We start from the raw sequence: 22,607 nt of genomic DNA on the forward strand, positions 1-22,607 counted from the left end.
GGCTATCGGGCGCCCCAGCTCTGGCCACGCGCGGGTGCGGCGTGCCGCGACTCAGGCCACGCGTGCGCCGGGAGCGCCGCCCCGCCGGGCGGCCCCCAGCAGTCCGCGGCCCGCCGCGATCAGTCCCGTCGCCACCAACGCCGCGGCCACCGACATGCCCACGACGCCGATCAGCGGCAGGGAGATCCCGATGGCGCCGCCGACCACCCACGACATCTGCAGCGCCGTCTCGGAGCGGGCGAACGCGGACGTACGGACCCCCTCGGGCACATCGCGCTGGATCATCGCGTCCAGCGACAGCTTCGACAGGGCCTGGCACAGACCCGCGGTGGCCGCCGCCGCGGTGACCACGACGATCGCCACCACGTTGTAGAAGACCGCCGCGAGGATCGTCACGGACAGGGCGAGAGCCAGCATCGAGGCGATCAGCCGCTCCGGGCCGCGCGCCTTCAGCCACGCGCCGATCGCGGTGCCCAGGGCGTTGCCGGTGCCGGCGGCGACCGCGACCAGGCCCAGCGAGGTCGCCGGACCCAGCCCGCCCAGTGGGTGCTCGCGCAGCAGGAAGGCCAGGAAGAACGTCAGAAAGCCGGAGAGCGAGCGCAGACAGGCGTTGGCCTGCAGACCGTGCAGCACCGAGGGGCCGACCGTCCGCAGCCCCGGCCGCCGCTTGGAGAGCACCGACCCCGCCGTCTCGTCGCGGGACGCCATCCGGGCCCGGGCCTCACCTTTGGCCGAGTCGACCTTGTGCGGCAGCGAGAAGGACAGGAAGGTGCCGGTCACGAACACCACGAAGGCGCCGTACAGCGGCCAGCTCGGCCCGATCAGATGCAGCCCGCCGCCGATCGGCGCCGCCAGCCCGGTGGCCAGCAGCCCGGCGAGAGTCACCCGGGAATTGGCCTTGACCAGCGCGATCCGCGGAGGCAGCAGCCGTGGCACGACCGCGCTCCTGACCACGCCGTACGCCTTGGACGACACCAGCACGCCCAGCGCCGCCGGATACAGCTCGAGACCGCCGCCGGCCACCGCGCCCGCCATCGTCAGCGCCAGCAGGGCGCGGGCCAGCATGGAGCCGGCCATCGCCGCCCGGCGGCCGTGCGGCACCCGGTCGAGCAGCGGGCCGATGACCGGGGCGAGCAGCGCGAACGGCGCCATGGTGACCGCGAGATAGAGTGCCACCCGGCCCCGCGCCTGGTCTGTCGGCACCGAGAAGAACACCGTCGAGGCCAGCGCAACGGTGATCATCATGTCGCCCGCGGCGTTCACCGCGTGCAACTCGATCAGCTTGCCCAGACCCGACTCGCCCGCGCCGTGCGCGTGGGTGGCGCGCCGTATGCCGCGGGCGGCGCCTGTGAACGGTCGGTGCAGCGCGCGGCCGACGACCCGGCCCGCCCGGCGAGCCCGGTTGCCTTCTCCGCCCCTGGTCGATGCGCGCGACACCCGTGATGACTTCGACACCTTCGACGCCTTTGCGGCAGCCACCACGCCATACTGCCCCAACTCGCCCAGGAGATGGCACTTTCTCCGGTCTGCCGCGCGGGGCGCGAAGGCCCCCGGCGGCCGTCGGGAACAATTGGCGCTCCCGCCGAGGGGTCGTCCACGATTGAAGGGGTAGCGTGTGTAGCGCGCCACCGGCGGTCGTTTTTGGCCGCGCGCCTTACCGCGATCCCGCAGAATGGTTCGTAATAGGTGCGCTCGACCGAAACGATCGGGCGCGGACGTCGACGCGGTCCCCAGGTCCGCTCCGCCCGCCCCGGCCCCGCCGGTCGTCCGGACAGGACAGGACAGCTCCGGCTGGCGCACTCGTGAGACGGCGTGGAAGAGAGAATCGATTCTTGTGAGTGCTGCGATGCGAAGCCGTACCCCTGACCGCCTGTGCGCCGAGGCGGTCGATCTTGCGCGGGCGGCGGCGGAGGAAGCCGCGCTGCCGGGCATGGTCGGCGAGCACATCGACGCCGTCGCCGACGGAGACCGCGTCGTCACCCATCTCTTCGCCTGCAAGGAGCCCGGCTACCGGGGCTGGCGCTGGGCGGTGACGGTCGCCAGGGCCTCCCGCGCCAAGGTCGTCACGCTCGACGAGTCGGTGCTGCTGCCCGGCCCCGACGCGCTGCTCGCACCCGAGTGGGTGCCGTGGAGCGAGCGGCTTCGCCCGGGTGACATGGGCCCCGGCGATCTGCTCCCCACCGAGGCCGAGGACCTGCGTCTGGAGCCCGGCTACTCCGGCGAGGACGCCCCGCCGCCGAACTCCGTGGTCGCCGACAAGGCGCCCGTCGGGCTGGCCGAGGACCTCGCCGAGGTCGAGGACGCCGATGTCACCGCCGGCTCCCCGGCGGTCCAGCCGGCCCCCGCGCGGGGCAGCGCCGCGGCCATCGCCCAGGAGCTGGGCATGGGCCGCGCCCGGGTGCTCTCCCGCTACGGCCTGCATGTCGCGGCCGACCGCTGGGAGGAGGCGTACGGCGCGAAGACCCCCATGGCGCAGGCCGCCCCCGCCTCCTGCGTGTCCTGCGGCTTCCTCACCCCGCTCGCCGGCTCCCTGCGGCAGGCGTTCGGCGTCTGCGCCAACGAGTTCTCCCCGGCGGACGGCCGGGTCGTCTCGCTCGCCTACGGCTGCGGCGGGCACTCCGAGGCCGCCGTCATGCCGAAGCCGCCCCGGCCGGCCGAGCCGGTGATCGACGAGACCATCGTCGACGCGCTGTCGCTGCGCCCGGAGCGGGACGGCGGATCGGTCGAGGACGGCGGGCCCGCCGAGGAGCTGGGCCACAGCTGACCCCCGGGGCGCTGCCCCGGAGAGTCGGAACGCCCCCGCACGGCCCCCGCGGTTGCCGCCTTCAGCGGAGCGTGGGTGCCGTGACGCATGCCTTGATCCGATCCCCTCGCTCGGTGCGGCGAGGGGCACGCGCACGGCAGCATTGCCGCCGCGCCCCGGATCACTTGCTGTTTTCCACGGCCGCGGCCGAGGGTGGTCGTCAGCAGGTGGCGCGGGCGCTTCCCGAAGCCCCGTCACCGGATGCGCCCGGAACCGACGGCGGCCGCCCCACCCGGACGCCCGCCCGCGGCAACGGCGGGCAAAAGAACACCAGGCGCGGCACGGCGCGGCACACGGCAACGTGGGGCGATACCGTCGGGCCACCGACCAAGTCGAGGGAGACGGACAGTGACCGGTACGGCGATGGTGCGCGGCGCGGCCGAAGGGGCGGACCCGTTCGGGACCGCACGACTGCGGCGCGGCGTGCTGGACGCCTGGGCCGCCTCGCCGGCCCGGTTCCGTGAGGACGCCAACGCGGAGGAGGACCTCGCGCTGGGCGGCTACCGCGACCGTCTCGTGGTGGAGCTGGCGCAGAACGCCGCGGACGCCGCGGCACGGGCCGAGGTTCCTGGCCGGCTGCGGCTGACCCTGCACCCGTCCGACGGCATCGGGCCCGCCGTGCTCGTCGCGTCCAACACCGGCGCTCCGCTGGATGCCACCGGCGTCGAGTCGCTGTCGACCCTGCGGGCCTCCGCGAAGCGGGAGGCCGGCGCCGCGGCAGGTGCGGTCGGCCGGTTCGGTGTCGGGTTCGCCGCCGTCCTGTCCGTCAGCGACGAGCCGGCGCTGGTGGGCCGCACCGGCGGTGTCCGCTGGTCGCTGGCCGAGGCCCGCGAGCTGGCGCAGGAGGTGGCCGCGCACAGCCCCGGGCTCGGCGGCGAGCTGCGCCGCCGGGACGGTCATGTGCCGCTGTTGCGCCTCCCGCTGCCCGCCGAGGGCGGCGCGCCCGAGGGCTACGACACCGCGGTGGTGCTGCCGCTGCGGGACGTCGCCGCACGGGATCTCGCCGAGCGGCTGCTCGACGGGATCGACGCGGCGCTGCTGCTGACGCTGCCGGGGCTGTCCGACGTCGTGGTCGAGACCCCGGAAGGCGTCCGGGAGCTGCGCAGGCGCCGGGACGGCGACCTCGTCGTCATCGAGGACAGCGAGCGGGGCGCCACCCGCTGGCGGGTGGCGAGCGACGGCGGGCCACTGGATCCCGCGCTGCTCGCCGACCGGCCGGTCGAGGAGCGGCTGCGGCCGGTGTGGTCGGTGACCTGGGCGGTTCCGGTGGACGCCGAGGGAGCCCCGGCACGGCCCGGTACCGCGCCGGTGGTGCACGCGCCGACTCCGACCGACGAGCCGCTCGGGCTTCCCGCGCTGCTGATCGCGTCCTTCCCGCTGGAGCCGACCCGGCGGCACGTCGCGCCGGGCCCGCTGGCCGACTTCCTCGTGGAGCGCGCCGCCGAGACGTACTCGACGCTGCTGCGGGACTGGCAGCCGGTCTCGGTCGGCACCCTCGACCTGGTCCCGGGGCCGCTGGGCAAGGGCGGCCTGGACGGTGAGCTGCGCCGGCAGGTGCTCGCGCTGCTGCCGCGGGTGCGTTTCCTGCCGAGCGCCGGCGCGCCGAGCGGCATGGAGCCGGAAAAGCGCGAGCCGGAGGCGGCCGCGGAGGAGTGGGACGAGGAGAGCGCGGAGCGCTTCGTGCTGCGTCCGGTGGAGGCGGAGCTGGTGGAGGGCGCCGGCGCGGCGACGGTCGGGGTGCTGGCCGAGCTCTTCCCGAGCCTGCTGCCCGCCGGCCTCGAACGCCGTCCCGAGCTGCGGGCATTGGGCGTCGCCCGGGTGCCGCTCGGGGAGATGGTGGACCGGCTCGCGGGCGTCGAGCGGGCGCCGGGCTGGTGGTGGCGGCTCTACGACGCGCTGGCCGGCACCGACCCGGACCGGCTGAGCGGGCTGCCAGTACCGCTGGCGGGCCCGTCCGGGCAGCGGCCAGGCGGCGCGGGCGGCGTACGGACGACGATCGGGCCGCGCCAGGTCCTGCTGCCGCCGGCCGGCGAGGCGGACGAGGAGGCCGCGGCGCGGCACCGGACGCTCGCCAGGCTCGGGCTGAAGGTCGCACATCCGGACGCGGTGCATCCGCTCCTGGAGAAGCTGGGCGCCACTCCCGCCTCACCGCGTGCCGTGCTGACGACCCCGCAGGTCAGGGCGGCCGTGGCGAACTCGCTGGACGCGGACGAGGACGCCTACGACGTCTTCGCGGACGACATGGAGGACGGCCCCGGGGCTCCGCTGGGCTCCGAGGCGCTGGCCGAGACGGTGCTCGGGCTGGTCCGGGACGCGAATCTGTCGCCGGGCGACGAGCCGTGGCTGGGCGCCCTCGCCCTCCCCGACGAGGACGGCGAGCCGGCGCCCGCCGGGGAGCTGGTCTTCCCGGGGAGCGCCTTCGATCAGGTCATCCGGGAGGGTGAACTCGCCGCCTGTGACGCGGAGTTGGCGGAGCGCTGGGGTGAGCAGCCGCTGACCGCGGTGGGCGTGCTGGCCGGCTTCGCGCTCGTCCGGGCCGCCGATGTGGTGCTCGACCCGGACGAACTGGAGCCCAGGGACAGCGATTTCGCCGAGCCGGACGACGCGGGGCTGCTGGACGCGGTGGATGTCTGGTGCGAGGACATTCTCGACGCGCTGCCGGAGACACCCGTGCCACCGGTGGTGACCGAGCTGGTCGCCGTGCGCGATCTGGACCTGGTCGACGACGCCGCCTGGCCGCAGGTCCTCGCGATGCTCTCCCGCCCGCCGCTGCGCGACGCGCTCACCGCGCCGGTGCGGGTGCTGCTGCCGGACGGCACCACGGAGTCCGTGCGGCCGTACACCGCGTGGTGGCTGCGGGGACACCCGGTACTGGACGGACGGCGGCCCGCGGGGCTGCGGTCGGCCGGCGGCGATCCGCTGCTGGCCGGGCTGTACGAGTCGGCGGACGCCGGTGAGGTCGACGCGCAGGTGCTCCGCGCGCTCGGGGTACGGACCTCGGTGGTCGCGCTCCTGGAGGAGCCGGGCGGCGCGGCGGAGCTGCTGGGCCGGCTCGCCGACCCGGAGCTGCCGGTGGGCCCCACCCAACTGCACTCCCTCTACAGCGCGTTGGCGGATCTCGACCCCGAACAGGTGACGCTGCCGGACGAGCTGCGGGTGGTGGTGGACGGCGAGGTCCGTGTGGCGGACGCGGCGGACGCCCTGGTCGCCGACGCGCCGGATCTGATGCCACTGGCCGCGGGCCAGGCGCTGCTGCCCGTGCGACCCGCGCGGGCAGCCGAGCTGGCGGAGCTGCTCCAGGTGCGGCGGCTGAGCGAGGCGGTCGGTGCCGAGGTGCGCTCCGAGGGCACCAGGCACGAGGTGCCGGAGGCGGTGCGGGTGCTGCTCGGTACCGGCACCCCGGAGGCGTACTGGGAGCACGAGGAGCTGCTGGTCGAGGACGGCGACACGACGGCCGAGCTGGACTGGCGGTGGGCGACGGACGGGACCCTGCACGCGGCGACGCTGGAGGGTGTCGCGGCCGGGCTGGCCTGGGCGGCGGGGCAGTGGCCGCGCCGGTTCGAGGTCGCGGCGCTGCTGGAGGACCCCGAGCGGGGCGACGAGCTGGCGCGGGCGCGCTGGTTCGACTGAGCGACGGCGCGGGTGCGACTGCCGCTCATTGCGGGAGGCGCACCCGCGCCGACCGGGCTCAGTCCGAGCTGAACTTCTTGGCGATGCCCCAGATGAGCACGATCGCGGAGAGGGCGAGGACCAGCCACACCCACCACTCGGTGCTGCCGCCACCTCCGGAGCTGCCGCCCGAGTTGTAGTGGTGGTAGTGGCGATGCGAGCCCGCCAGCAGCTCGTGCATGAGGTTCCCCCTGTGGAATGCCATGGGCACGGACCCTAGGGGGTGGCCGCCGCTCACCGCCATTGCCGGGCCGCTTCTGTGACCGTGCCGACACCGACACCGGCGCCCTCAGGCCGGAGCCCGGCGCCCCACCCACCACCAGGCGACCTCCAGCAGCACCGCCGCCACGACCGCGACGGCCACCGCCGTCCACGGCATGGTCGTCCCCACCAGCTTCAGATCGAAGAAGTGCTGGAGCCACGGTGTGATCAGGACGACCAGGAAGCACGCACCCATCGTCAGGACCAGTCCGATGCGCCACCAGGTGTAGGGCCGGGCGATGATCGCGAGCACCCACATCGCGGTGAGGAAAAGAGTCAGGGTCGCCGTACTGGTCTCGGCGGCCAGCGCGTCCGGGCCGCGGTAATGGGCGCGGGCCAGCAGATAGGTGGCGAAGGCCGCGCCACCCGCGATGACGCCGGACGGGACGGAGTACCGCATCACCCGCCGTACGAAATGCGGCCGCGCCCGCTCCGTGTTGGGCGCGAGCGCCAGGAAGAAGGCCGGGACGCCGATGGTCAGGGTAGACAGGAGCGTCAGATGCCGCGGGAGATACGGGTAGGGAATCTGCCAGCAGGCCACCAGGATCGCCAGCAGGACCGAGTAGACGGTCTTGGTGAGGAAGAGGGTGGCGACGCGGGTGATGTTGCCGATCACCCGGCGGCCCTCGGCGACCACCGACGGCAGCGTCGCGAAGCTGTTGTTGAGCAGCACGATCTGCGCGACCGCGCGGGTGGCCTCGGAGCCCGACCCCATCGCGACGCCGATGTCCGCGTCCTTCAGCGCCAGTACGTCGTTGACGCCGTCGCCGGTCATCGCGACATGGTGGCCGCGCGACTGCAGGGCGCCGACCATGTCCCGCTTCTGCCGCGGGCTGACGCGGCCGAACACCGCCCCCTCCTCCAGCGCCGACGCCATCGCGTCCGTCTCGGCGGGCAGCTTCCGGGAATCCACCGGTTCCTGGGCGCCGGGCAGCGCGAGCTTGGCGGCCACCGCGCCCACCGAAACCGCGTTGTCGCCCGAGATGACCTTCGCTTGGACGTCCTGGTCCGCGAAGTAGCGCAGGGTGTCCGTGGCATCAGGGCGCAGCCGCTGCTCCAGGACGACCAGCGCCGTGGGCGTGACGTCCCGCGCGACGGCTGCGTCGTCCAGCTCCCGCTCGCTGCGGGCCAGTAGCAGGACCCGGAGGCCCTGGGCGTTGAGGCCGTCGATCTCGCGGAGGGCGGGGTCGGCGGCGGGCAGCAGTACGTCGGGCGCGCCCAGCAGCCAGGTGCTGCTCTCGCCGTCCGGGTCGTTGAAGGAGGCTCCGCTGTACTTCCGGGCGGAGGAGAAGGGCAGCGACTCCGTGCAGCGCCATCCCTGGGCCGCGGGGTAGGAGTTGATGATCGCCTGGAGGGAGGCGTTGGGCCGCGGATCGGACTCGCCGAGGGCGCCGAGCACCTGCCGGACGTAGGACTCGTCCGGCTCGTGCGGCGCGGTGTCCGTGCCGCTCGCCCCGCCGCTCGCCGTCTCCTCGGTGGCGGGCGCGAGCAGGCGCAGCGAGCTGACATCCATTCCGCCTTCGGTGAGCGTGCCGGTCTTGTCCAGGCAGACCACGTCCACCCGCGCCAGGCCCTCGATGGCGGGCAGCTCCTGGACCAGGCACTGCTTGCGGCCGAGCCGGACGACGCCGATGGCGAAGGCGACGGAGGTGAGCAGCACCAGGCCCTCGGGGATCATCGGCACGATCCCGGCGACCATCCGCCGCACGGCCTCGTCGCCTGTCAGGTTGAGGGTGTAGAGGTGGCTGAGGATGAGGCCGATCGCTGTCGGGATCATCATCCAGGTGACGTATTTCAGGATCTGGCTGATGCCGGTGCGCAGCTCGGAGTGGACCAGCGTGAACCGGCTGGCCTCCTCCGCGAGTTGCGCGGCGTACGCCTGCCGGCCGACCTTCGTCGCGGTGAACGCGCCGCCGCCCGCGACGACGAAGCTGCCGGACATCACCGGCTCGCCTGGCTTCTTCAGGACGGGATCGGCCTCGCCGGTCAGCAGCGACTCGTCGACCTCCAGGCCGTCGCTCTCCAGCACCTCGCCATCGACGATGATCTTGTCGCCGGGTCCCAGCTCGATCACCTCGCCGAGGACGACCTCGGAGGTGGGGATGTCGGCGGCCACCCCGTCGCGCCGGACCGTCGGTCTGGCCTCGCCGATGACGGCGAGGTGGTCCAGGGTCCTCTTGGCGCGCAGCTCCTGAACGATGCCGATGCCGGTGTTGGCGACGATCACGAAGCCGAACAGCCCGTCCTGGATCGGCCCGACGATCAGGATGATCACGAAGAGCACGCCGATGATGGCGTTGAACCGGGTGAAGACGTTGGACCGGATGATCTCGGTGGTCGAGCGGGAGGACCGTACGGGGACGTCGTTGACCTCGCCCCTGGCCACCCGTTCGGCGACCTCGGCCGCGGTCAGTCCGCGGTGGGCCGGATCGGGAGCGGGCCTGCCGCCCGGCTCCGGTTCCTCGACGTCGGTCCTCGCCCGCTGCGTCATGCCCCCGACGTTACGGGCGCAAGGGGCATATCACCTGCTGGGTGGGCGTACGGCGGGGGGAGACGTCGCGCTGGATCCCGCGGGCGGGCGGGCGGGTGGGTCAGGAGGCGTCCGGAGTGGCCGACGCGCGCTTGATCGCGGCGTCGCGCCGGCGGACGTACCAGATGCCGAGCAGGCCCAGCGCGCCGCCGGCCAGGCACGTCCACACCCACCAGGTGAGTCCGCGGTCGGCGTACCAGCCGTAGAAGGGGAGCTGGCCGAGGAAGAGCACGAACCAGATGACGGTGCCGCCGGTGATCGTGCCGACGACCGGCCCCTCAAGAGGCGCCGGGGCCTCGCGCAGTTCGGACTTCTTCCACATGGTGCCCAGCTTACGGGGCGGCCGGGCGGCGATTCCGGGCGGCGGTCCGGAAGACGGCAGGCCGGGGTGAGGCCATATGGCACAAGGGTCTACGCGCGGAGATAGCGATCACCGAATTGTTTATTCATACTGAACCTTTCTGGATCTGACTGGTTTGGCTCGTTGATTCATCCAATCTGATCCGGTTGTTCATGTTCTGGGCCCTCGGGCCCCCGTGCCGCCTCCAGGCCCTGTCCGACTGAGGTCCCCGCATGCCCCCCTCGGCCACCACGCCGGTCGATGCCCTCCACGACCCCGGCCCCAAGCCCCCGAAGAACGGCTTCGACCGCTTCTTCAAGATCTCCGAGCGGGGGTCGACGGTCGGCCGCGAGCTGCGCGGCGGTCTGGCGACGTTCTTCGCGATGGCCTACATCATCGTGCTGAACCCGATCATTCTCGGCGCCGGAGTCGATAAGTTCGGCCACCAGCTCGACAACGCCCAGTTGGTCACCGCGACCGCGCTGATGGCCGGTCTGAGCACGGTGCTGATGGGTGTCATCGGCAATGTCCCGATCGCCATCGCCGCCGGCCTCGGCATCAACGCCGTCGTCTCGCTGCAGCTCGCCCCCAAGATGAGCTGGCCGGACGCGATGGGCATGGTCGTGCTCGCCGGTCTGGTGCTGATGATCCTGGTCGCCTCGGGTCTGCGGCAGCGGGTGATGGACGCGATCCCGAACGGGCTCCGCCGGGCCATCGCGATCGGTATCGGCCTGTTCATCTCGCTGATCGGCCTGGTCGACGCGGGCTTCGTGACCCGCAATCCGGACACCGCGCACACCACCGTGCCGATGGGCCTGGGGCAGGGCGGTCAGCTCACGGGCTGGCCGGTGCTGGTCTTCGTCGTCGGCCTGGTGCTGATGTTCATGCTGGTCGTGCGGAAGACCAAGGGCGCGATCCTCATCGGCATGGTCACCATGGCCGTCGTGGCGATCATCATCAACTCCATCGCCACCATCCCGGACGCGGAGTGGGGTCTGGCGGTCCCGAACGTCCCGGACAGCGTCATCGGCGCACCGGACTTCGGTCTGATCGGCGAGATCAGCCTCTTCGGCGGCTTCAAGGACGTCGGGCTCCTCACCGGCTGCCTCTTCGTCTTCACGGTGCTGCTCTCCGGCTTCTTCGACGCGATGGGCACGATCATCGGCGTCGGCGAGGAGGCCGGGCTGACCGACGACAACGGCAACCTGCCGGGCATGGGCCGGATCCTGATGGTCGACGGCATCGCGGTCGCGGCCGGCGGCGCCTGCTCGGCCTCCGCCAACACCTGCTTCGTGGAGTCCACGGCGGGCGTCGGCGAGGGCGCCCGCACGGGCCTGGCGAACGTGATGACCGGCGGTCTCTTCCTGCTGGCGCTGATCTTCACGCCACTGGCGACCGTCGTGCCCTCGCAGGCCGCCACGCCCGCGCTGATCGTCGTCGGTTTCCTGATCATGGCCTCGAACGTCAAGCAGATCGACTGGGGCGACTTCACCGTCGGCATCCCGGCATTCCTGACGATGATCTCGATGCCGTTCACCTACAGCATCACCAACGGCATCGGCATGGGCGTGCTCGCCTTCATCCTGCTGCGGACGGCGGCCGGTCGCTTCAAGCAGATCCCGTGGCTGCTGAACGCCGTCGGGCTGTGCTTCCTCGTCTACTTCCTGCTGGACCCGATCGAGCAGGTGCTGGGGGTCAAGTGACCCGTGTCCCGAGCGGCGGCGCCGGGTGCGGCGCCGGGCCGGGGGCGGTCCCCCAGCCGCCCAGCCGCTCCGTCTCGTCGACCGACGTCTGAAAGCGTTCGTCGAAATCATCGCGAATGAGCGTCCGGACCACATAGTCCTGGACGCTCATTCCGCGTTTTGCGGCGTGCTGCTTGATGCGCTCCAGCAGCTCCCCGTCGACGCGCAGGCTGAGCACTCTCGATCCCATATGAACACCGTCCCCGCGCGATCCGGTCGGGCGTGTCGCTTTCGGCTGCACCCTCACCCGAATGGGTGATCCAGGGGAGGTCTCGTCCCGCGACTTTCCTTAGAAAAGGTAATGAGTTATGCTAACGAACATGCCGGAACTGTCCCGCGGCGACGACACAGCCGCCGTGAACGCTCTGCGGTCCGCCGTGATGCGCCTGTCCCGCCGACTCAAGCACCAGCGGGTCGACGAGTCGCTGAGCCCCACCGAGATGTCGGTGCTCGGCACCCTCGCCCGGTGCGGCCACGCCACGCCCGGCGAGCTGGCCCGCAAGGAGCATGTGCAGCCGCCGTCGATGACGCGCATCGTGGCCATGCTGGAGGCCAAGGGACTGGTCCGGCTGGAGCCTCACCCCGACGACCGCCGACAGAAGGTCGTCACCCAGACCGAACAGGCCGAGGCGATGCTCGAGGAGAGCCGCCGCAAGCGCAATGCCTGGCTCGCCGAGCTGGCCTCCGGGCTGGACGATGACGAGTGGGCCAAGATCCGGGCCGCCGCGCCCGTGCTGGAGAAACTCGCCCAGTTGTAGACCCCTACGCCGAGGAGGCGAACCCACTTTGAGTACGGGATCCGGAGCAGACTCCGCCCCCGCACCGAACTCCCACCACGACACGGTTTCCGGCGACGCGACCGCGACCACTGCGGGCACCGCCCCGGGTGCCGCCGCCGGCCCCGCCGCCCCGCCGCGCAGGGGCATGTTCAGTTCACTCCGCATCCGGAACTACCGTCTTTTCGCCACCGGCCAGGTGGTGTCCAACACCGGTACGTGGATGCAGCGCATCGCCCAGGACTGGCTGGTGCTCAGCCTGACCGGCTCCTCCGCCGCCGTCGGCATCACCACCGCGCTGCAGTTCCTGCCGATGCTGCTCTTCGGGCTCTACGGCGGCGTCATCGCGGACCGCTTCGCCAAGCGCACGCTGCTGCTGATCACCCAGTCCGCGATGGGGCTCACCGGCCTCGCCCTCGCCGTGCTCACCCTCAGCGGGCAGGTGCAGGTCTGGCACGTCTATCTGGTGGCCTTCGTCCTCGGCCTGGTCACGGTCCTCGACAACCCCTCCCGGCAGGCGTTCGTCGTCGAGATGGTCGGGCCGGACGATCTGCGCAACGCCGTCAGCCTCAACTCCGCCAACTTCCAGTCCGCCCGGCTCATCGGGCCCGCGGTCGCCGGTGTGCTGATCACGGCCTTCGGCAGTGGCTGGGCCTTCCTGTTCAACGGTCTGTCGTTCATCGCTCCGCTCGCCGGACTGCTGATGATGCGTACCGCGGAACTCCACAAGGTCGAGCGGGTCCCGCGCAGCAAGGGGCAGCTGCGGGAGGGCCTGCGCTATGTGTCGGGGCGTCCCGAGCTGGTCTGGCCGATCGTGCTGGTCGGCTTCATCGGCACCTTCGGCTTCAACTTCCCGATCTGGCTGACGGCCTTCACCTACAAGGTCTTCCACGAGGGCGCCGGCACCTACGCGCTGTTCAACGGCCTCATGGCGGCCGGATCCCTGATCGGCGCGCTGCTCGCGGCACGCCGCGCGTCCTCCCGGCTGCGGCTGCTGGTCGGCGCCGCGCTGATCTTCGGCGCCCTGGAGATGACCGCCGCGCTCGCGCCGTCGTTCTGGATGTTCGCCGCGCTGCTCGCCCCGATCGGCATGGTCGGCCTGACGATCAACGTCACCGCCAACTCCAGCGTGCAGATGGCCACCGACCCGCTGATGCGGGGCCGGGTGATGAGCCTGTTCATGATGGTCTTCATGGGCGGCACACCGCTCGGCGCGCCGCTGGTCGGCTGGATCACGGACGCCTGGGGCGCCCGGATCGGCTTCCTTGCGGGCGGTGTGATCTCCGCGCTGGCCGCGGCGCTGATCGGCCTGATCCTCGCCCGGCTGGGCGGGCTGCGGCTGAAGATAGACCTGCGCCGCGGGCACCAGCACGTGGCGTTCGTACCCCGGGCGGGCTCGCCGTCCTCGGAGCAGCACCTCGCGGCGGCGGCCTGAGTTTCACCGCCGGTCGCGGCCACCGCTTTCCGCCCCGTCGGCGTTGCCGGCGGGGCGCGGTGCTGCCCTGGCCCGGCGGAGCGGTGAGATGGACGAAGGCGAGCGCCTAGGGAGCGTCATGGAAATGGAAGTCATTGCCATTAACCGCTAGTGTGACGGTCCGAGCCGCCACACCCCCGGGGACCGCTGTGCACGACCGACGACACGAGCCGCGAAGCGCCGGCCCGTACATCATCCGGCCCGCCCTGCCGCAGGACTGCGACGGCGCGCGCCGGGTCATGCTGGAAACCTTCTACCGCGAGTTCACCTACGGATACGTGCCTGCCTGGCACGCCGATGTCATCGATATCCAAGGGACCTATCTCGACCACCCGCGACACCGCCTGATCGTCGCCGTCGCGGACGGCGAGGTGGTGGGCACCACCGGGCTGCTGTCGCGCGGCCCCGCGCATCCGCCGCACCCCCGGTGGATCGCCGAGCGCTATCCCTCCGGGGCCACCGCTCAGCTCGTACGTGTCTATGTCAGCCCCGGGCACCGGCGGCACGGGCTCGCCCGCGCCATGGTGGAGCGGGCCTGCGACTTCGCGGCCGCCGAGGGCGGCTACCGCGCCGTCTACCTGCACACCAACGTCGACATCCCCGGAGCCCGCGCCTTCTGGGACAGCCTCGCCAAGGAGGTCTGCGACGCCCGGGAAACCGGCGAGCACGGCGAGGGCTTCGCAACCGTGCACTACGAGATCCCGCTCTCGCGCTGACCGTGCGGGTGCGGGTGCGGGTGCGGGTGCGGGTGCCGGGCCGGGCCGGCGACTGGCGGGCGCCGCCGGGTGATCGGAAATCCGGGCGCGGCGGTCGGCCGACGGGTGAGACTGTGCCGCATGAGACTCTTCGCCGCCGTCCTGCCGCCCACCTCCGCCGCCGACGAACTGGCCGACGAGGTACAGAAGTTGAAGTCCCTCCCGGGAGCGGGCCGACTGCGCTGGACCGGACGGGAAGGGTGGCACTTCACCCTCGCGTTCTACGGGGAGGTGGCGGAGGCGCTGCTGCCCGAGCTGCACGAGCGGCTGGCGCGGGCCGCGCGACGCAACGCGCCGTACGGGCTGCGGATCTCCGGCGGGGGACGGTTCTCCGACCGGGTGCTGTGGGCGGGGGCCGAGGGGGACCGCGCGGTCATGCAGAAGCTGGCGGACTCGGCGGCGGCCGGGGCGCGGCGGGCCGGAGTGCCGATGGAGGAGCACCGCGCGTATCACCCGCACCTCACCCTCGCCAGGAACCGCACCGACGACCTGGACATCGCCCCGTTCGTGGCCGGCCTGGACGGCTTCGTGGGCACGCCGTGGACCGTCGGGGAGCTGGCCCTGGTGCGCAGCCATCCGCCCGTCGACGGCGTCGCGGGCAAGCAGCCGCGGTACGAGACGGTGGCCTCCTGGCCCCTGGGGCGCTGAAGCGTTCGGATCCCGCCCGGTTACGCTCAAGGGGTGGACCCCAAAACCCGTAACCGGATCATGTCCGGTCTTTTCGCCGTGCTGCTCGTCGTCGTGATCGTGGCGGCCGCCTTCCGCTGACCACCGCCTTCCGCCGACCACCGAGCCGCGCCGGCACCCGGCGGCCGGTCACCGCCGGGCCGCCGGGCGCGCGTCACTCACCGTGCGCGACTCACCAGGCGAAGGCCTCCGGCGAGGCGCCGGGGCCGGGGAAGATCTCGTCCAGGGAGGCGAGGAGCTCGTCCGGCAGGGTCAGCTCGACGGCGCGCAGCGCGGAGGCGAGCTGGTCGGTGGTGCGCGGGCCGACGATCGGGCCCGTCACCCCGGGACGGGTCAGCAGCCAGGCCAGCGCGACCTCTCCGGGCTCCAGGCCGTGCTTGTCGAGCAGGTCCTCGTAGGACTGGATCTGCGCGCGGATCGCGGAGTTGGCGAGAGCGTCGGCGGAGCGTCCGGAGGCCGACCGGGCCGAGCCGCCCGCGCGCTCCTTGCGGATGGCCCCGCCGAGCAGTCCGCCGTGCAGCGGCGACCACGGGATGACGCCCAGGCCGTAGCCCTCGGCGGCCGGGATGACCTCCATCTCGGCGCGCCGCTCGGCGAGGTTGTAGAGGCACTGCTCGCTGACCAGGCCCAGCGAACCGCGGCGCGCGGCCGTCTCGTTGGCGCGGGCGATGTGCCAGCCGGCGTGGTTGGACGAGCCGGCGTAAAGGATCTTGCCCTGCTGGACCAGGATGTCGATGGCCTGCCAGATCTCGTCCCAGGGCGTGTCCCGGTCGACGTGGTGGAACTGGTAGAGGTCGATGTGGTCGGTGCCCAGGCGCTTGAGGCTGGCGTCGACCGCGCGCCGGATGTTGAGGGCGGAGAGCTTGTGGTGGTTGGGCCAGACCGGCTCGCCGTCGGTCGCCATGTTGCCGTAGACCTTGGTGGCCAGCACGGTCTTGTCGCGCCGGCCGCCGCCCTTGGCGAACCACGAGCCGACGATCTCCTCCGTACGGCCCTTGTTCGCGCCCCATCCGTAGACGTTGGCGGTGTCGAAGAAGTTGACGCCGGCGCCGAGCGCGGCGTCCATGATGGTGTGGCTTGCGGGCTCGTCGGTCTGGGGTCCGAAGTTCATCGTCCCGAGGACGAGTCGGCTGACCTGAAGTCCGGTGCGTCCGAGCTGCGTGTACTCCATAGCTGCTCAGCCAACGCCTTCGAGTGCGCTCGAATCAAGGGCCGCAGGGGCGCGTCGTGAGCGGAAAGCGGCGTCGGCCGCCGGTCGCCCCGCTCAGCCGGCGGACACCTCGTGTACCTCGTGTGCCCTGTGTGCCCTGTGTACCTCGTGAGTCTCGTACGGTGCTCCCACGCCCCACGCCTGGTGCATCGCGTCGGCGAACGCGCCCGCCAGCAGGTGCTCGCCCTCGGGTGAGGGGTGCGTCCCGTCGTACGTGGCGCGCGGGATCTCCCACCCGGCCGGCTCGGAGGCCAGCAACAGCGGCGAGGCCGGCGTCGAAAGGTCGGCGACGGCCTTGCCCAGCAGCTCGTTGAAGCGCTCGCACTCCGCGCCGAACGGGCCGTCGGTGACCGCCCGCACGTTGGGTATCACGGGCATCAGCACCGCCCGGATGTGCGGCGCGGCCTCGCGGGCCCGCGCGACGAACTGCCGCACGTTCTCCGCTGTCTGCTCGGCGTTCGTGTAGAAGCCGAGGTCTATCAGGCCGAGCGAGACCAGCAGGGTGTCGGCGTCGTGATGGCGGACCGCGTCGCCGATCAGCGGCGCCATGTGCAGCCAGCCCTCGCCCCAGCCGGCGAGATGACGGCGGGCGGCCTCGGGGAAGCCCGGATCGCCGTATTCGTGCGAGGTGGGGCTGTCACGGAGGGTGTCATGGAGCGCGCGGCGCGGCCCGACGATGCGGTAGGGGCCGCCGAAACTCGCGTTCAGGTGCTGCCACATGCGGTAGCGCCAGGTGAAATCGCCGGTGTGCCCAACCGTCATCGAGTCACCGACGAACATGATCCTCATCCGGCCATGATGGCCGACAACCCCTACTGCCTGGTACGTGACGCTGGACACGCCGTACGCGCCACCGCCGCGGATGGCAGTCTGTGCCCATGCGTTCGCTTCTGTGCGCGGCCGGTGCCGCGGGGATTGTGCTGTGTACGGCGATAGCGCCGGCCGCGGCCGACGAGTCCGACGGCTTCACCCTCACCGATCCCAGGATCACCGAGTCCAGCGGGCTGGCCGCCAGCCGCGCGCACCCCGGCGTCTACTGGACCCACAACGACAGTGACGACGGTCCGTTCGTCTACGCCGTCGACGCCGCGTCCGGCAAGACGCTCGCCACCATCACGCTGCGCGGGGTCGGCGACCCGCGGGACGTGGAGGCGATCTCCGTCGGCGCGGACGGCAATGTCTACGTCGGGGACGTGGGCGACAACCTCGGCGGCTCCTGGAACCACGTCTGGATCTACCGCTTCCCCGAGCCGAAGCAGCTGCGCAGCGCCACGGTCACCGCGGCCCAGTTCACCGTGAAGTACGCGGACGGGCCCCGGGACGCCGAGGCGCTGATGGTGCATCCGAAGACCGGCCGCGTCTACCTCGCGAGCAAGAAGGAGGGGGGCGGCGGCGCGCTCTACGAGGGTCCCGCGCGCCTCACCACGTCCGGCACCAACACCTTCCGCAAGGTCGCGCCGATCGATCTGTGGGTGACCGACGGGGCCTTCTCGCCCGACGGCACCCGGCTGGTGATGCGCAGCTACTTCGGGGCCCGGATCTACCGCTGGCAGGACGGCCGCCCCAAGGACATCGGCAGTGTCGGTGTGCCGATCCAGCAGCAGGGCGAGTCGGTCACCTTCACCGCGGACGGCCGGACGCTGATGTACGGCTCTGAGGGCGGCGGCAGCGAGGTCCGGCCGGTCGGCCTGACCGGCGACCAGCTGCCGGAGTCGGCGAAGAAGGATGAGGGGGGCGCCGCCGGGTCGGATGCCAACGCCGGGCAGGGCGCGGACGGTTCGCAGCTGAATCCGAGCTTCACCAAGGGCGCCCTGGTCCTTGGGGCGGCGACGGTGCTGGTGGTCGCGCTCCGCAGGCTGCTGCGGCGACGCCGGTAGGGCGCCGGCCGTCACGGGATGACATCCGTCAGGGGGTGACCTCCGTGGTGTCGTCCCGGCTCGCCGCCGGGCCGGCGTCCCGCCCGTTCTCGATCAGCCGCAGTTCGTAGTGCAGCGTCCGATCCTTCTTCAGACGGTGGGTCAGCGGCACCACCAGACCGTGCAGCAGCGGGTACTTGCGGGTCAGCGCACGCTCGGCGCGGCGGTACTCCCGGGAGGCCGGGTCGATCAGCCGCAGGCGGGCGGGACGGGCGGGCCCGGTGGGCCGGCCGCGCCAGGTGGCGGCGCAGAACTCCACCTCGGGGAAGTTGCGCAGCCGCTTGGCCTTGCCCGAGCTGCTGTAGGTGCGGACATAGGCGTGGTCACGGTCGACAGCGATATTGACGGGGGTGCCGACGCCCGTGCCGTCCCGCTTGTAGGTGGTCAGCAGCACCACCGCCTGGCGTACGAAGGGCGAGAGGCCGGGCTCAGCAGGAGTCGTCATGCCCTCCATACAGGCACAGACATGCCGGTTCGTCCTGTCGCGACGCGGCCGTTCGGGCGGACGCCCGCGGTGATGCGGACCGCGGGAACGGGCCAGGCCCCCGGCGAGGAACGCCGGGGGCCTGGGAACGCGCTGTCGTGGCTGCGGGTTACAGCTTCTCGATGACGTAGTCGATGCAGGCCGTCAGGGCCTGGACGTCCGCCGGGTCGATCGCCGGGAACATCGCGACGCGCAGCTGGTTGCGGCCGAGCTTGCGGTAGGGCTCGGTGTCGACGATGCCGTTGGCCCGCAGGGCCTTGGCGACGGCCGCCGCGTCGATCTCGTCGCTGAAGTCGATCGTGCCGATGACCTGCGAGCGCTTGGCCGGGTCGGTGACGAACGGGGTGGCGTGCTTGGAGTCCTCGGCCCACCCGTAGAGGTTCTGCGCGGAGGCGGCGGTGCGGCCGACCGCCCAGTCCAGGCCGCCCTGGCCGTTGATCCATTCCAGCTGCTCGTTGAGCAGGAAGAGGGTGGACAGCGCCGGGGTGTTGTACGTCTGGTTCTTGAGCGAGTTGTCGATCGCCGTGGGGAGCGAGAAGAACTCCGGGATGTGGCGGCCGGACGTGTGGATGCTGCGGGCGCGCTCCAGGGCGGCGGGGGAGAAGGCCGCCAGCCACAGGCCACCGTCGGAGGCGAAGGACTTCTGCGGGGCGAAGTAGTAGACGTCGGTCTCGGTGATGTCCACCGGGAGGCCGCCGGCGCCGGAGGTCGCGTCGACCAGGACCAGGGCGCCGTCGTCCGCGCCTTCGACGCGCTTGATCGGGGCCGCGACGCCGGTGGAGGTCTCGTTGTGGGTGTAGGCGTAGACGTCCACGCCCTTCTCCGCGGCCGGCGTCGGGTGCGAGCCCGGGTCGGCGGAGATGACGCTGGGCTCCTTCAGCCAGGGCGCCAGCTTGGCGGCCTTGGCGAACTTGGAGGAGAACTCACCGAAGGAGAGGTGCTGGGACTTGCGCTCGATCAGACCGTGGGTCGCGATGTCCCAGAACGCGGTCGAGCCGCCGTTGCCGAGCACGACCTCGTAGCCCTCGGGGAGCTGGAAGAGGTCGCGTACACCGTCGCGCACCTGGCCCACGAGGTTCTTGACCGGGGCCTGGCGGTGGGACGTACCGAGAAGGGAGGTTCCGGTGGCGGCGAGGGCGCCGAGCGCCTCCGTACGCACCTTGGAGGGGCCCGCGCCGAAGCGTCCGTCGGCGGGCTTGATGTCAGCGGGGATCTGGATATCAGCCACAGGGGAAGCCTAAGCGGTCGTGCCCGGGGCCCTGGCAGTGCGTCCACCCGATGAGATGGCGATCGGTCTCCTGGTGAGACGGCGCTTCAGTCCCCCGGCGGCGCGCCGGGCACCGCGCCCGCGTCGTCCGTGGCGTACAGACCGGTGACCTCGGCGGCGGCGCGGGCCAGGATCCGCCGGGCCTCGGGCGGTTCGAGCACCTCGACGGAGTCCCCGAACTGGAGCAGCTGGCGGACCGCGCGCAGCACCGGGTACGCCAGCTCGACGGTGACCCAGGTGCCGTCGGCCGTGCTCCCGGTGGTCCCGGTGCTGCCTGTGGCCCCGTCCGTGGTGTCACCCGTTCGTGGCGGTCCGGTCAGTGCCGGGCCGAGGATGCGGACGGCGAGATCCAGACGGTCGCGCCGGATCCGGGCGGTCACCCGCACCGGCGCCGTCCGCTCCTCCACCTCGCGGCGCAGCACCTGCCACACGTCCGCCAGCTCCACGCCGGGCCGACGACGGACCGGGGTGCCGGTGACGGTGGCCGCCAGGATCCGGTCGGTGCGCAAGAGCCGTGGTCTCCCGCGCCGGTCGGCGACGAGGTACCAGGTCCCGGCCTTGGCCACCAGGCCGTAGGGGTCGACGGTGTACGTCCGCGGCGCCGTCGTGCCGCTGTGGCGATAGCGCAGGCGCAGCCGGCGGTCGGTGAAGACCGCGGTGTTCAGCTCGTCGACGTCCACGGTGGGGTGGGCGGGCCGGGCCATCCAGCGGTCCGGGTCCACGAGGATGCGCCGGCTGGTGAGTTCCGCGGCCGGGCGGTGCGGGGCGGGCAGCGCGGCCATCACCTTGCGCAACGCCGAGCCGAGGGCGTCGTCCAGGCCGAGGGCGGTGTGCGCGCCTTGTGCGGCCAGCACGAACAGCGCGCGGGATTCGTCGGCGGTCAGGCCCGTCACGTCGGTGCGGAAACCCGGCAGCAGCGCGATCCCGCCGTGCCGGCCGCGCTCGGCGTAGACCGGGACACCGGCCGCCGAGAGGGACTCGACGTCGCGGTAGACGGTGCGGGTGGACACCTCGAGGCGCGCGGCGAGCTCAGCGGCGGGGACCGTGCCGCGGGTCTGGAGGAGCAGCAGGAGTGACAGCAGTCGGTCGGACTTCACCCGCGCTTTTATATATGACGGCAGGTGTCAGGTTATTGAGTCAGAGTGCGCGGCATGGAGACCAACGACCGCACGCACGACCGATACGACGCCGCCGCTTCCCGCAGCGGGAACCCTGCCACCGCTGCCACCACCGCGATTCCCGTGCCGGACCCGGGAGCCCTGGCCGCCCTCGCCCGGCGGGTCCGCGGGCCGGTCCTGGCCCCCGGCGACGACGGGTACGACGCCGAGCGGTCCGGCTTCCAGGTGGCCCACCGGCACCGCCCGGCCGTCCTCGTCGGGGCGGCGTGCGCCGGCGACGTGGCCGCCGCCGTGGGCTTCGCCCGGGAGCACGGGCTGCCGGTCGCGGTGCAGGCCACCGGCCACGGGTTGTCCGCGGCCACCGACGGCGGGCTGCTGATCAGCACGCGCAGGATGGCCGGGGTGCGGGTGGACGCCGCCGCGGGCACCGCGCGGGTCGAGGCGGGCGCCGTGTGGGGCCGGGTGGTCGAGGAGGCCGCCCGGCACGGGCTCGCGCCGCTGAACGGCTCCTCGCCCGGCGTCGGCGTCATCTCGTACACCCTCGGCGGCGGGGTGGGCGTGCTGGCCCGCACCTTCGGATTCGCCGCCGACCAGGTCCGGTCCATCGACCTCGTGACCGCCGACGCCCGGCAGCGGCACCTGACCGCCGCGAGCGACCCGGAGCTGTTCGGGGCGCTGCTCGGCGGCGGCCACGGCCTCGGCGTGGTGACCGCGATGGAATTCGGGCTGCTGCCGGTGGCCCGGCTCTACGGCGGGCAGCTGGTGTTCGGCGCGGAACGGATCGACGACGCGCTGGCGGCCTACCTGCGGTGGACCGAAACCGTCCCGGACACCCTGACGTCCTCGGTCGCACTGATCACCTACCCGGACCTCCCGCAGCTGCCCGCGTCGCTGCGTGGCCGCAGCCTCGCGCAGATCCGCATCGCGTACACGGGCAGCGTGGAGGAGGGGGAGAGGCTGGTGGCTCCGCTGCGCGCGGTGGGCCCGCTCGCCGCGGACGACCTCCGCGAGATGCCGTACTCCGAGTCGCACACCATCCACCGGGACCCGAGCGATCCGCACGCCTACCTCGGCGACAACGCCCTGCTCAGCGGGCTCGACACGGCGGCGTTGTGCCGGGTGGCCCGGCTGACCGGGCCGGACGCGCCGGTGATGTGCGTGGTCCAGCTCAACCACCTCGGGGGCGTGCTGGCGGCGCCGTCCGCCGCGCACGCGGTCGGGCACCGCGACGCCAGGTTCGCGCTGCGGGTGCTGTCGCCGCTGGACCCAGGGAACCCGGCATCGGACCTGCGCACCGCGCAGGCGCTGCACGAGTCGGCGCTGGCGGAGGTCGCGCCGTGGCGGCTCGGCCGCAGCGTGAACTTCCTCCTCGGCGACCACGGCAAGCGGGCCGACGCGGCGGCGGTGGCCCGCAGTGCGCACGGCGATGACCTGCACCGGAGGCTGGCCGCGCTGAAGGCCGCCCACGACCCGGCCGACCTGTTCCGCTTCCACCCGCTCGCGGCCGCCCGGCCCGCCGGCGACGCCGCCTCGTCCACATCCGTCGCCGGTGACGGGCATGCCGAGGCGCCATGA

19 protein-coding genes are annotated in these 22,607 nt (G+C 72.6%); 9 read left to right on the forward strand and 10 right to left on the reverse strand.

What is annotated here, in order from left to right; translation table 11 throughout:
- Window positions 1-51: 51 nt before the first annotated feature.
- Window positions 52-1,455, reverse strand: coding sequence for an MFS transporter (locus ACH4FH_RS09935; RefSeq protein WP_398555275.1), 1,404 nt, complete (start codon window positions 1,453-1,455; stop codon window positions 52-54).
- A 391-nt stretch (window positions 1,456-1,846) separates the two neighbouring features.
- On the opposite strand from ACH4FH_RS09935, the gene ACH4FH_RS09940 reads away from it, so the two are divergent.
- Together ACH4FH_RS09940 and ACH4FH_RS09945 are read left to right on the forward strand one after the other, a co-directional pair.
- The gene (locus tag ACH4FH_RS09940; protein ID WP_398555276.1) at window positions 1,847-2,764 is read left to right on the forward strand and encodes a DUF3027 domain-containing protein; all 918 of its coding nucleotides are present in this window, start codon (window positions 1,847-1,849) and stop codon (window positions 2,762-2,764) included.
- A gap of 402 nt (window positions 2,765-3,166) precedes the next feature.
- Entirely contained in the window at window positions 3,167-6,433 is a 3,267-nt protein-coding gene (locus ACH4FH_RS09945; protein WP_398555632.1) for a sacsin N-terminal ATP-binding-like domain-containing protein, read from the forward strand.
- Window positions 6,434-6,491: 58 nt separating this feature from the next.
- On the opposite strand, the gene ACH4FH_RS09950 is transcribed toward ACH4FH_RS09945, so the two are convergent.
- The 3 genes from ACH4FH_RS09950 to ACH4FH_RS09960 form a co-directional block, all read right to left on the reverse strand.
- Entirely contained in the window at window positions 6,492-6,677 is a 186-nt protein-coding gene (locus tag ACH4FH_RS09950) for a hypothetical protein (RefSeq protein WP_398555277.1), read from the reverse strand.
- An 84-nt stretch (window positions 6,678-6,761) separates the two neighbouring features.
- The gene (locus ACH4FH_RS09955) at window positions 6,762-9,224 is read right to left on the reverse strand and encodes an HAD-IC family P-type ATPase (protein ID WP_398555278.1); all 2,463 of its coding nucleotides are present in this window, start codon (window positions 9,222-9,224) and stop codon (window positions 6,762-6,764) included.
- 100 nt (window positions 9,225-9,324) lie between these two features.
- Window positions 9,325-9,585, reverse strand: a complete 261-nt coding sequence (locus tag ACH4FH_RS09960; RefSeq protein ID WP_398555279.1) for a DUF2530 domain-containing protein — start codon at window positions 9,583-9,585, stop codon at window positions 9,325-9,327.
- Between the two features lie 251 nt (window positions 9,586-9,836).
- Between ACH4FH_RS09960 and ACH4FH_RS09965 the strand changes: the two genes are divergently transcribed.
- Window positions 9,837-11,306 (forward strand): NCS2 family permease, encoded by a 1,470-nt coding sequence (locus ACH4FH_RS09965; RefSeq protein WP_398555280.1) that lies wholly within the window; start codon window positions 9,837-9,839, stop codon window positions 11,304-11,306.
- Here the strand turns inward: ACH4FH_RS09965 and ACH4FH_RS09970 are convergent.
- On the reverse strand, window positions 11,299-11,535 hold the full coding sequence (locus ACH4FH_RS09970; RefSeq protein ID WP_398555281.1) for a hypothetical protein: 237 nt from the start codon (window positions 11,533-11,535) through the stop codon (window positions 11,299-11,301). The genes ACH4FH_RS09965 and ACH4FH_RS09970 overlap by 8 nt on opposite strands.
- Window positions 11,536-11,665: 130 nt before the next feature.
- Here ACH4FH_RS09970 and ACH4FH_RS09975 point away from each other — a divergent pair, with 130 nt between their 5' ends.
- The 4 genes from ACH4FH_RS09975 to thpR all read left to right on the forward strand — a co-directional run bounded on the left by ACH4FH_RS09975 (window position 11,666) and on the right by thpR (window position 14,998).
- Window positions 11,666-12,103 (forward strand): MarR family winged helix-turn-helix transcriptional regulator, encoded by a 438-nt coding sequence (locus tag ACH4FH_RS09975; RefSeq protein WP_398555282.1) that lies wholly within the window; start codon window positions 11,666-11,668, stop codon window positions 12,101-12,103.
- 28 nt (window positions 12,104-12,131) lie between these two features.
- Window positions 12,132-13,556: an MFS transporter gene (locus tag ACH4FH_RS09980; protein ID WP_398555283.1), complete on the forward strand. Its 1,425-nt coding sequence runs from the start codon at window positions 12,132-12,134 to the stop codon at window positions 13,554-13,556.
- 188 nt (window positions 13,557-13,744) lie between these two features.
- The gene (locus tag ACH4FH_RS09985) at window positions 13,745-14,311 is read left to right on the forward strand and encodes a GNAT family N-acetyltransferase (protein ID WP_398555284.1); all 567 of its coding nucleotides are present in this window, start codon (window positions 13,745-13,747) and stop codon (window positions 14,309-14,311) included.
- A 120-nt stretch (window positions 14,312-14,431) separates the two neighbouring features.
- Window positions 14,432-14,998, forward strand: a complete 567-nt coding sequence (gene thpR, locus ACH4FH_RS09990) for an RNA 2',3'-cyclic phosphodiesterase (protein ID WP_398555285.1) — start codon at window positions 14,432-14,434, stop codon at window positions 14,996-14,998.
- A gap of 211 nt (window positions 14,999-15,209) precedes the next feature.
- On the opposite strand, the gene ACH4FH_RS09995 is transcribed toward thpR, so the two are convergent.
- A complete protein-coding gene (locus ACH4FH_RS09995) occupies window positions 15,210-16,208 on the reverse strand; it encodes an aldo/keto reductase (protein ID WP_398555286.1) in 999 nt (332 codons plus the stop codon).
- A 93-nt stretch (window positions 16,209-16,301) separates the two neighbouring features.
- Window positions 16,302-17,036 (reverse strand): GDSL-type esterase/lipase family protein, encoded by a 735-nt coding sequence (locus tag ACH4FH_RS10000; protein WP_398555287.1) that lies wholly within the window; start codon window positions 17,034-17,036, stop codon window positions 16,302-16,304.
- Between the two features lie 89 nt (window positions 17,037-17,125).
- On the opposite strand from ACH4FH_RS10000, the gene ACH4FH_RS10005 reads away from it, so the two are divergent.
- The gene (locus ACH4FH_RS10005) at window positions 17,126-18,124 is read left to right on the forward strand and encodes a hypothetical protein (RefSeq protein ID WP_398555288.1); all 999 of its coding nucleotides are present in this window, start codon (window positions 17,126-17,128) and stop codon (window positions 18,122-18,124) included.
- A 28-nt stretch (window positions 18,125-18,152) separates the two neighbouring features.
- On the opposite strand, the gene ACH4FH_RS10010 is transcribed toward ACH4FH_RS10005, so the two are convergent.
- The 3 genes from ACH4FH_RS10010 to ACH4FH_RS10020 all read right to left on the reverse strand — a co-directional run bounded on the left by ACH4FH_RS10010 (window position 18,153) and on the right by ACH4FH_RS10020 (window position 21,011).
- The gene (locus ACH4FH_RS10010; protein ID WP_398555289.1) at window positions 18,153-18,608 is read right to left on the reverse strand and encodes a PPOX class F420-dependent oxidoreductase; all 456 of its coding nucleotides are present in this window, start codon (window positions 18,606-18,608) and stop codon (window positions 18,153-18,155) included.
- Window positions 18,609-18,756: 148 nt separating this feature from the next.
- A complete protein-coding gene (gene serC / locus ACH4FH_RS10015; RefSeq protein ID WP_398555290.1) occupies window positions 18,757-19,875 on the reverse strand; it encodes a phosphoserine transaminase in 1,119 nt (372 codons plus the stop codon).
- 86 nt (window positions 19,876-19,961) lie between these two features.
- The gene (locus tag ACH4FH_RS10020; protein ID WP_398555291.1) at window positions 19,962-21,011 is read right to left on the reverse strand and encodes a helix-turn-helix transcriptional regulator; all 1,050 of its coding nucleotides are present in this window, start codon (window positions 21,009-21,011) and stop codon (window positions 19,962-19,964) included.
- Window positions 21,012-21,065: 54 nt separating this feature from the next.
- Here ACH4FH_RS10020 and ACH4FH_RS10025 point away from each other — a divergent pair, with 54 nt between their 5' ends.
- Entirely contained in the window at window positions 21,066-22,607 is a 1,542-nt protein-coding gene (locus tag ACH4FH_RS10025) for an FAD-binding oxidoreductase (RefSeq protein ID WP_398555292.1), read from the forward strand.

Origin of the sequence: Streptomyces sp. NPDC017993 (assembly GCF_044328065.1) — a bacterium.
GTDB lineage: Bacteria > Actinomycetota > Actinomycetes > Streptomycetales > Streptomycetaceae > Streptomyces.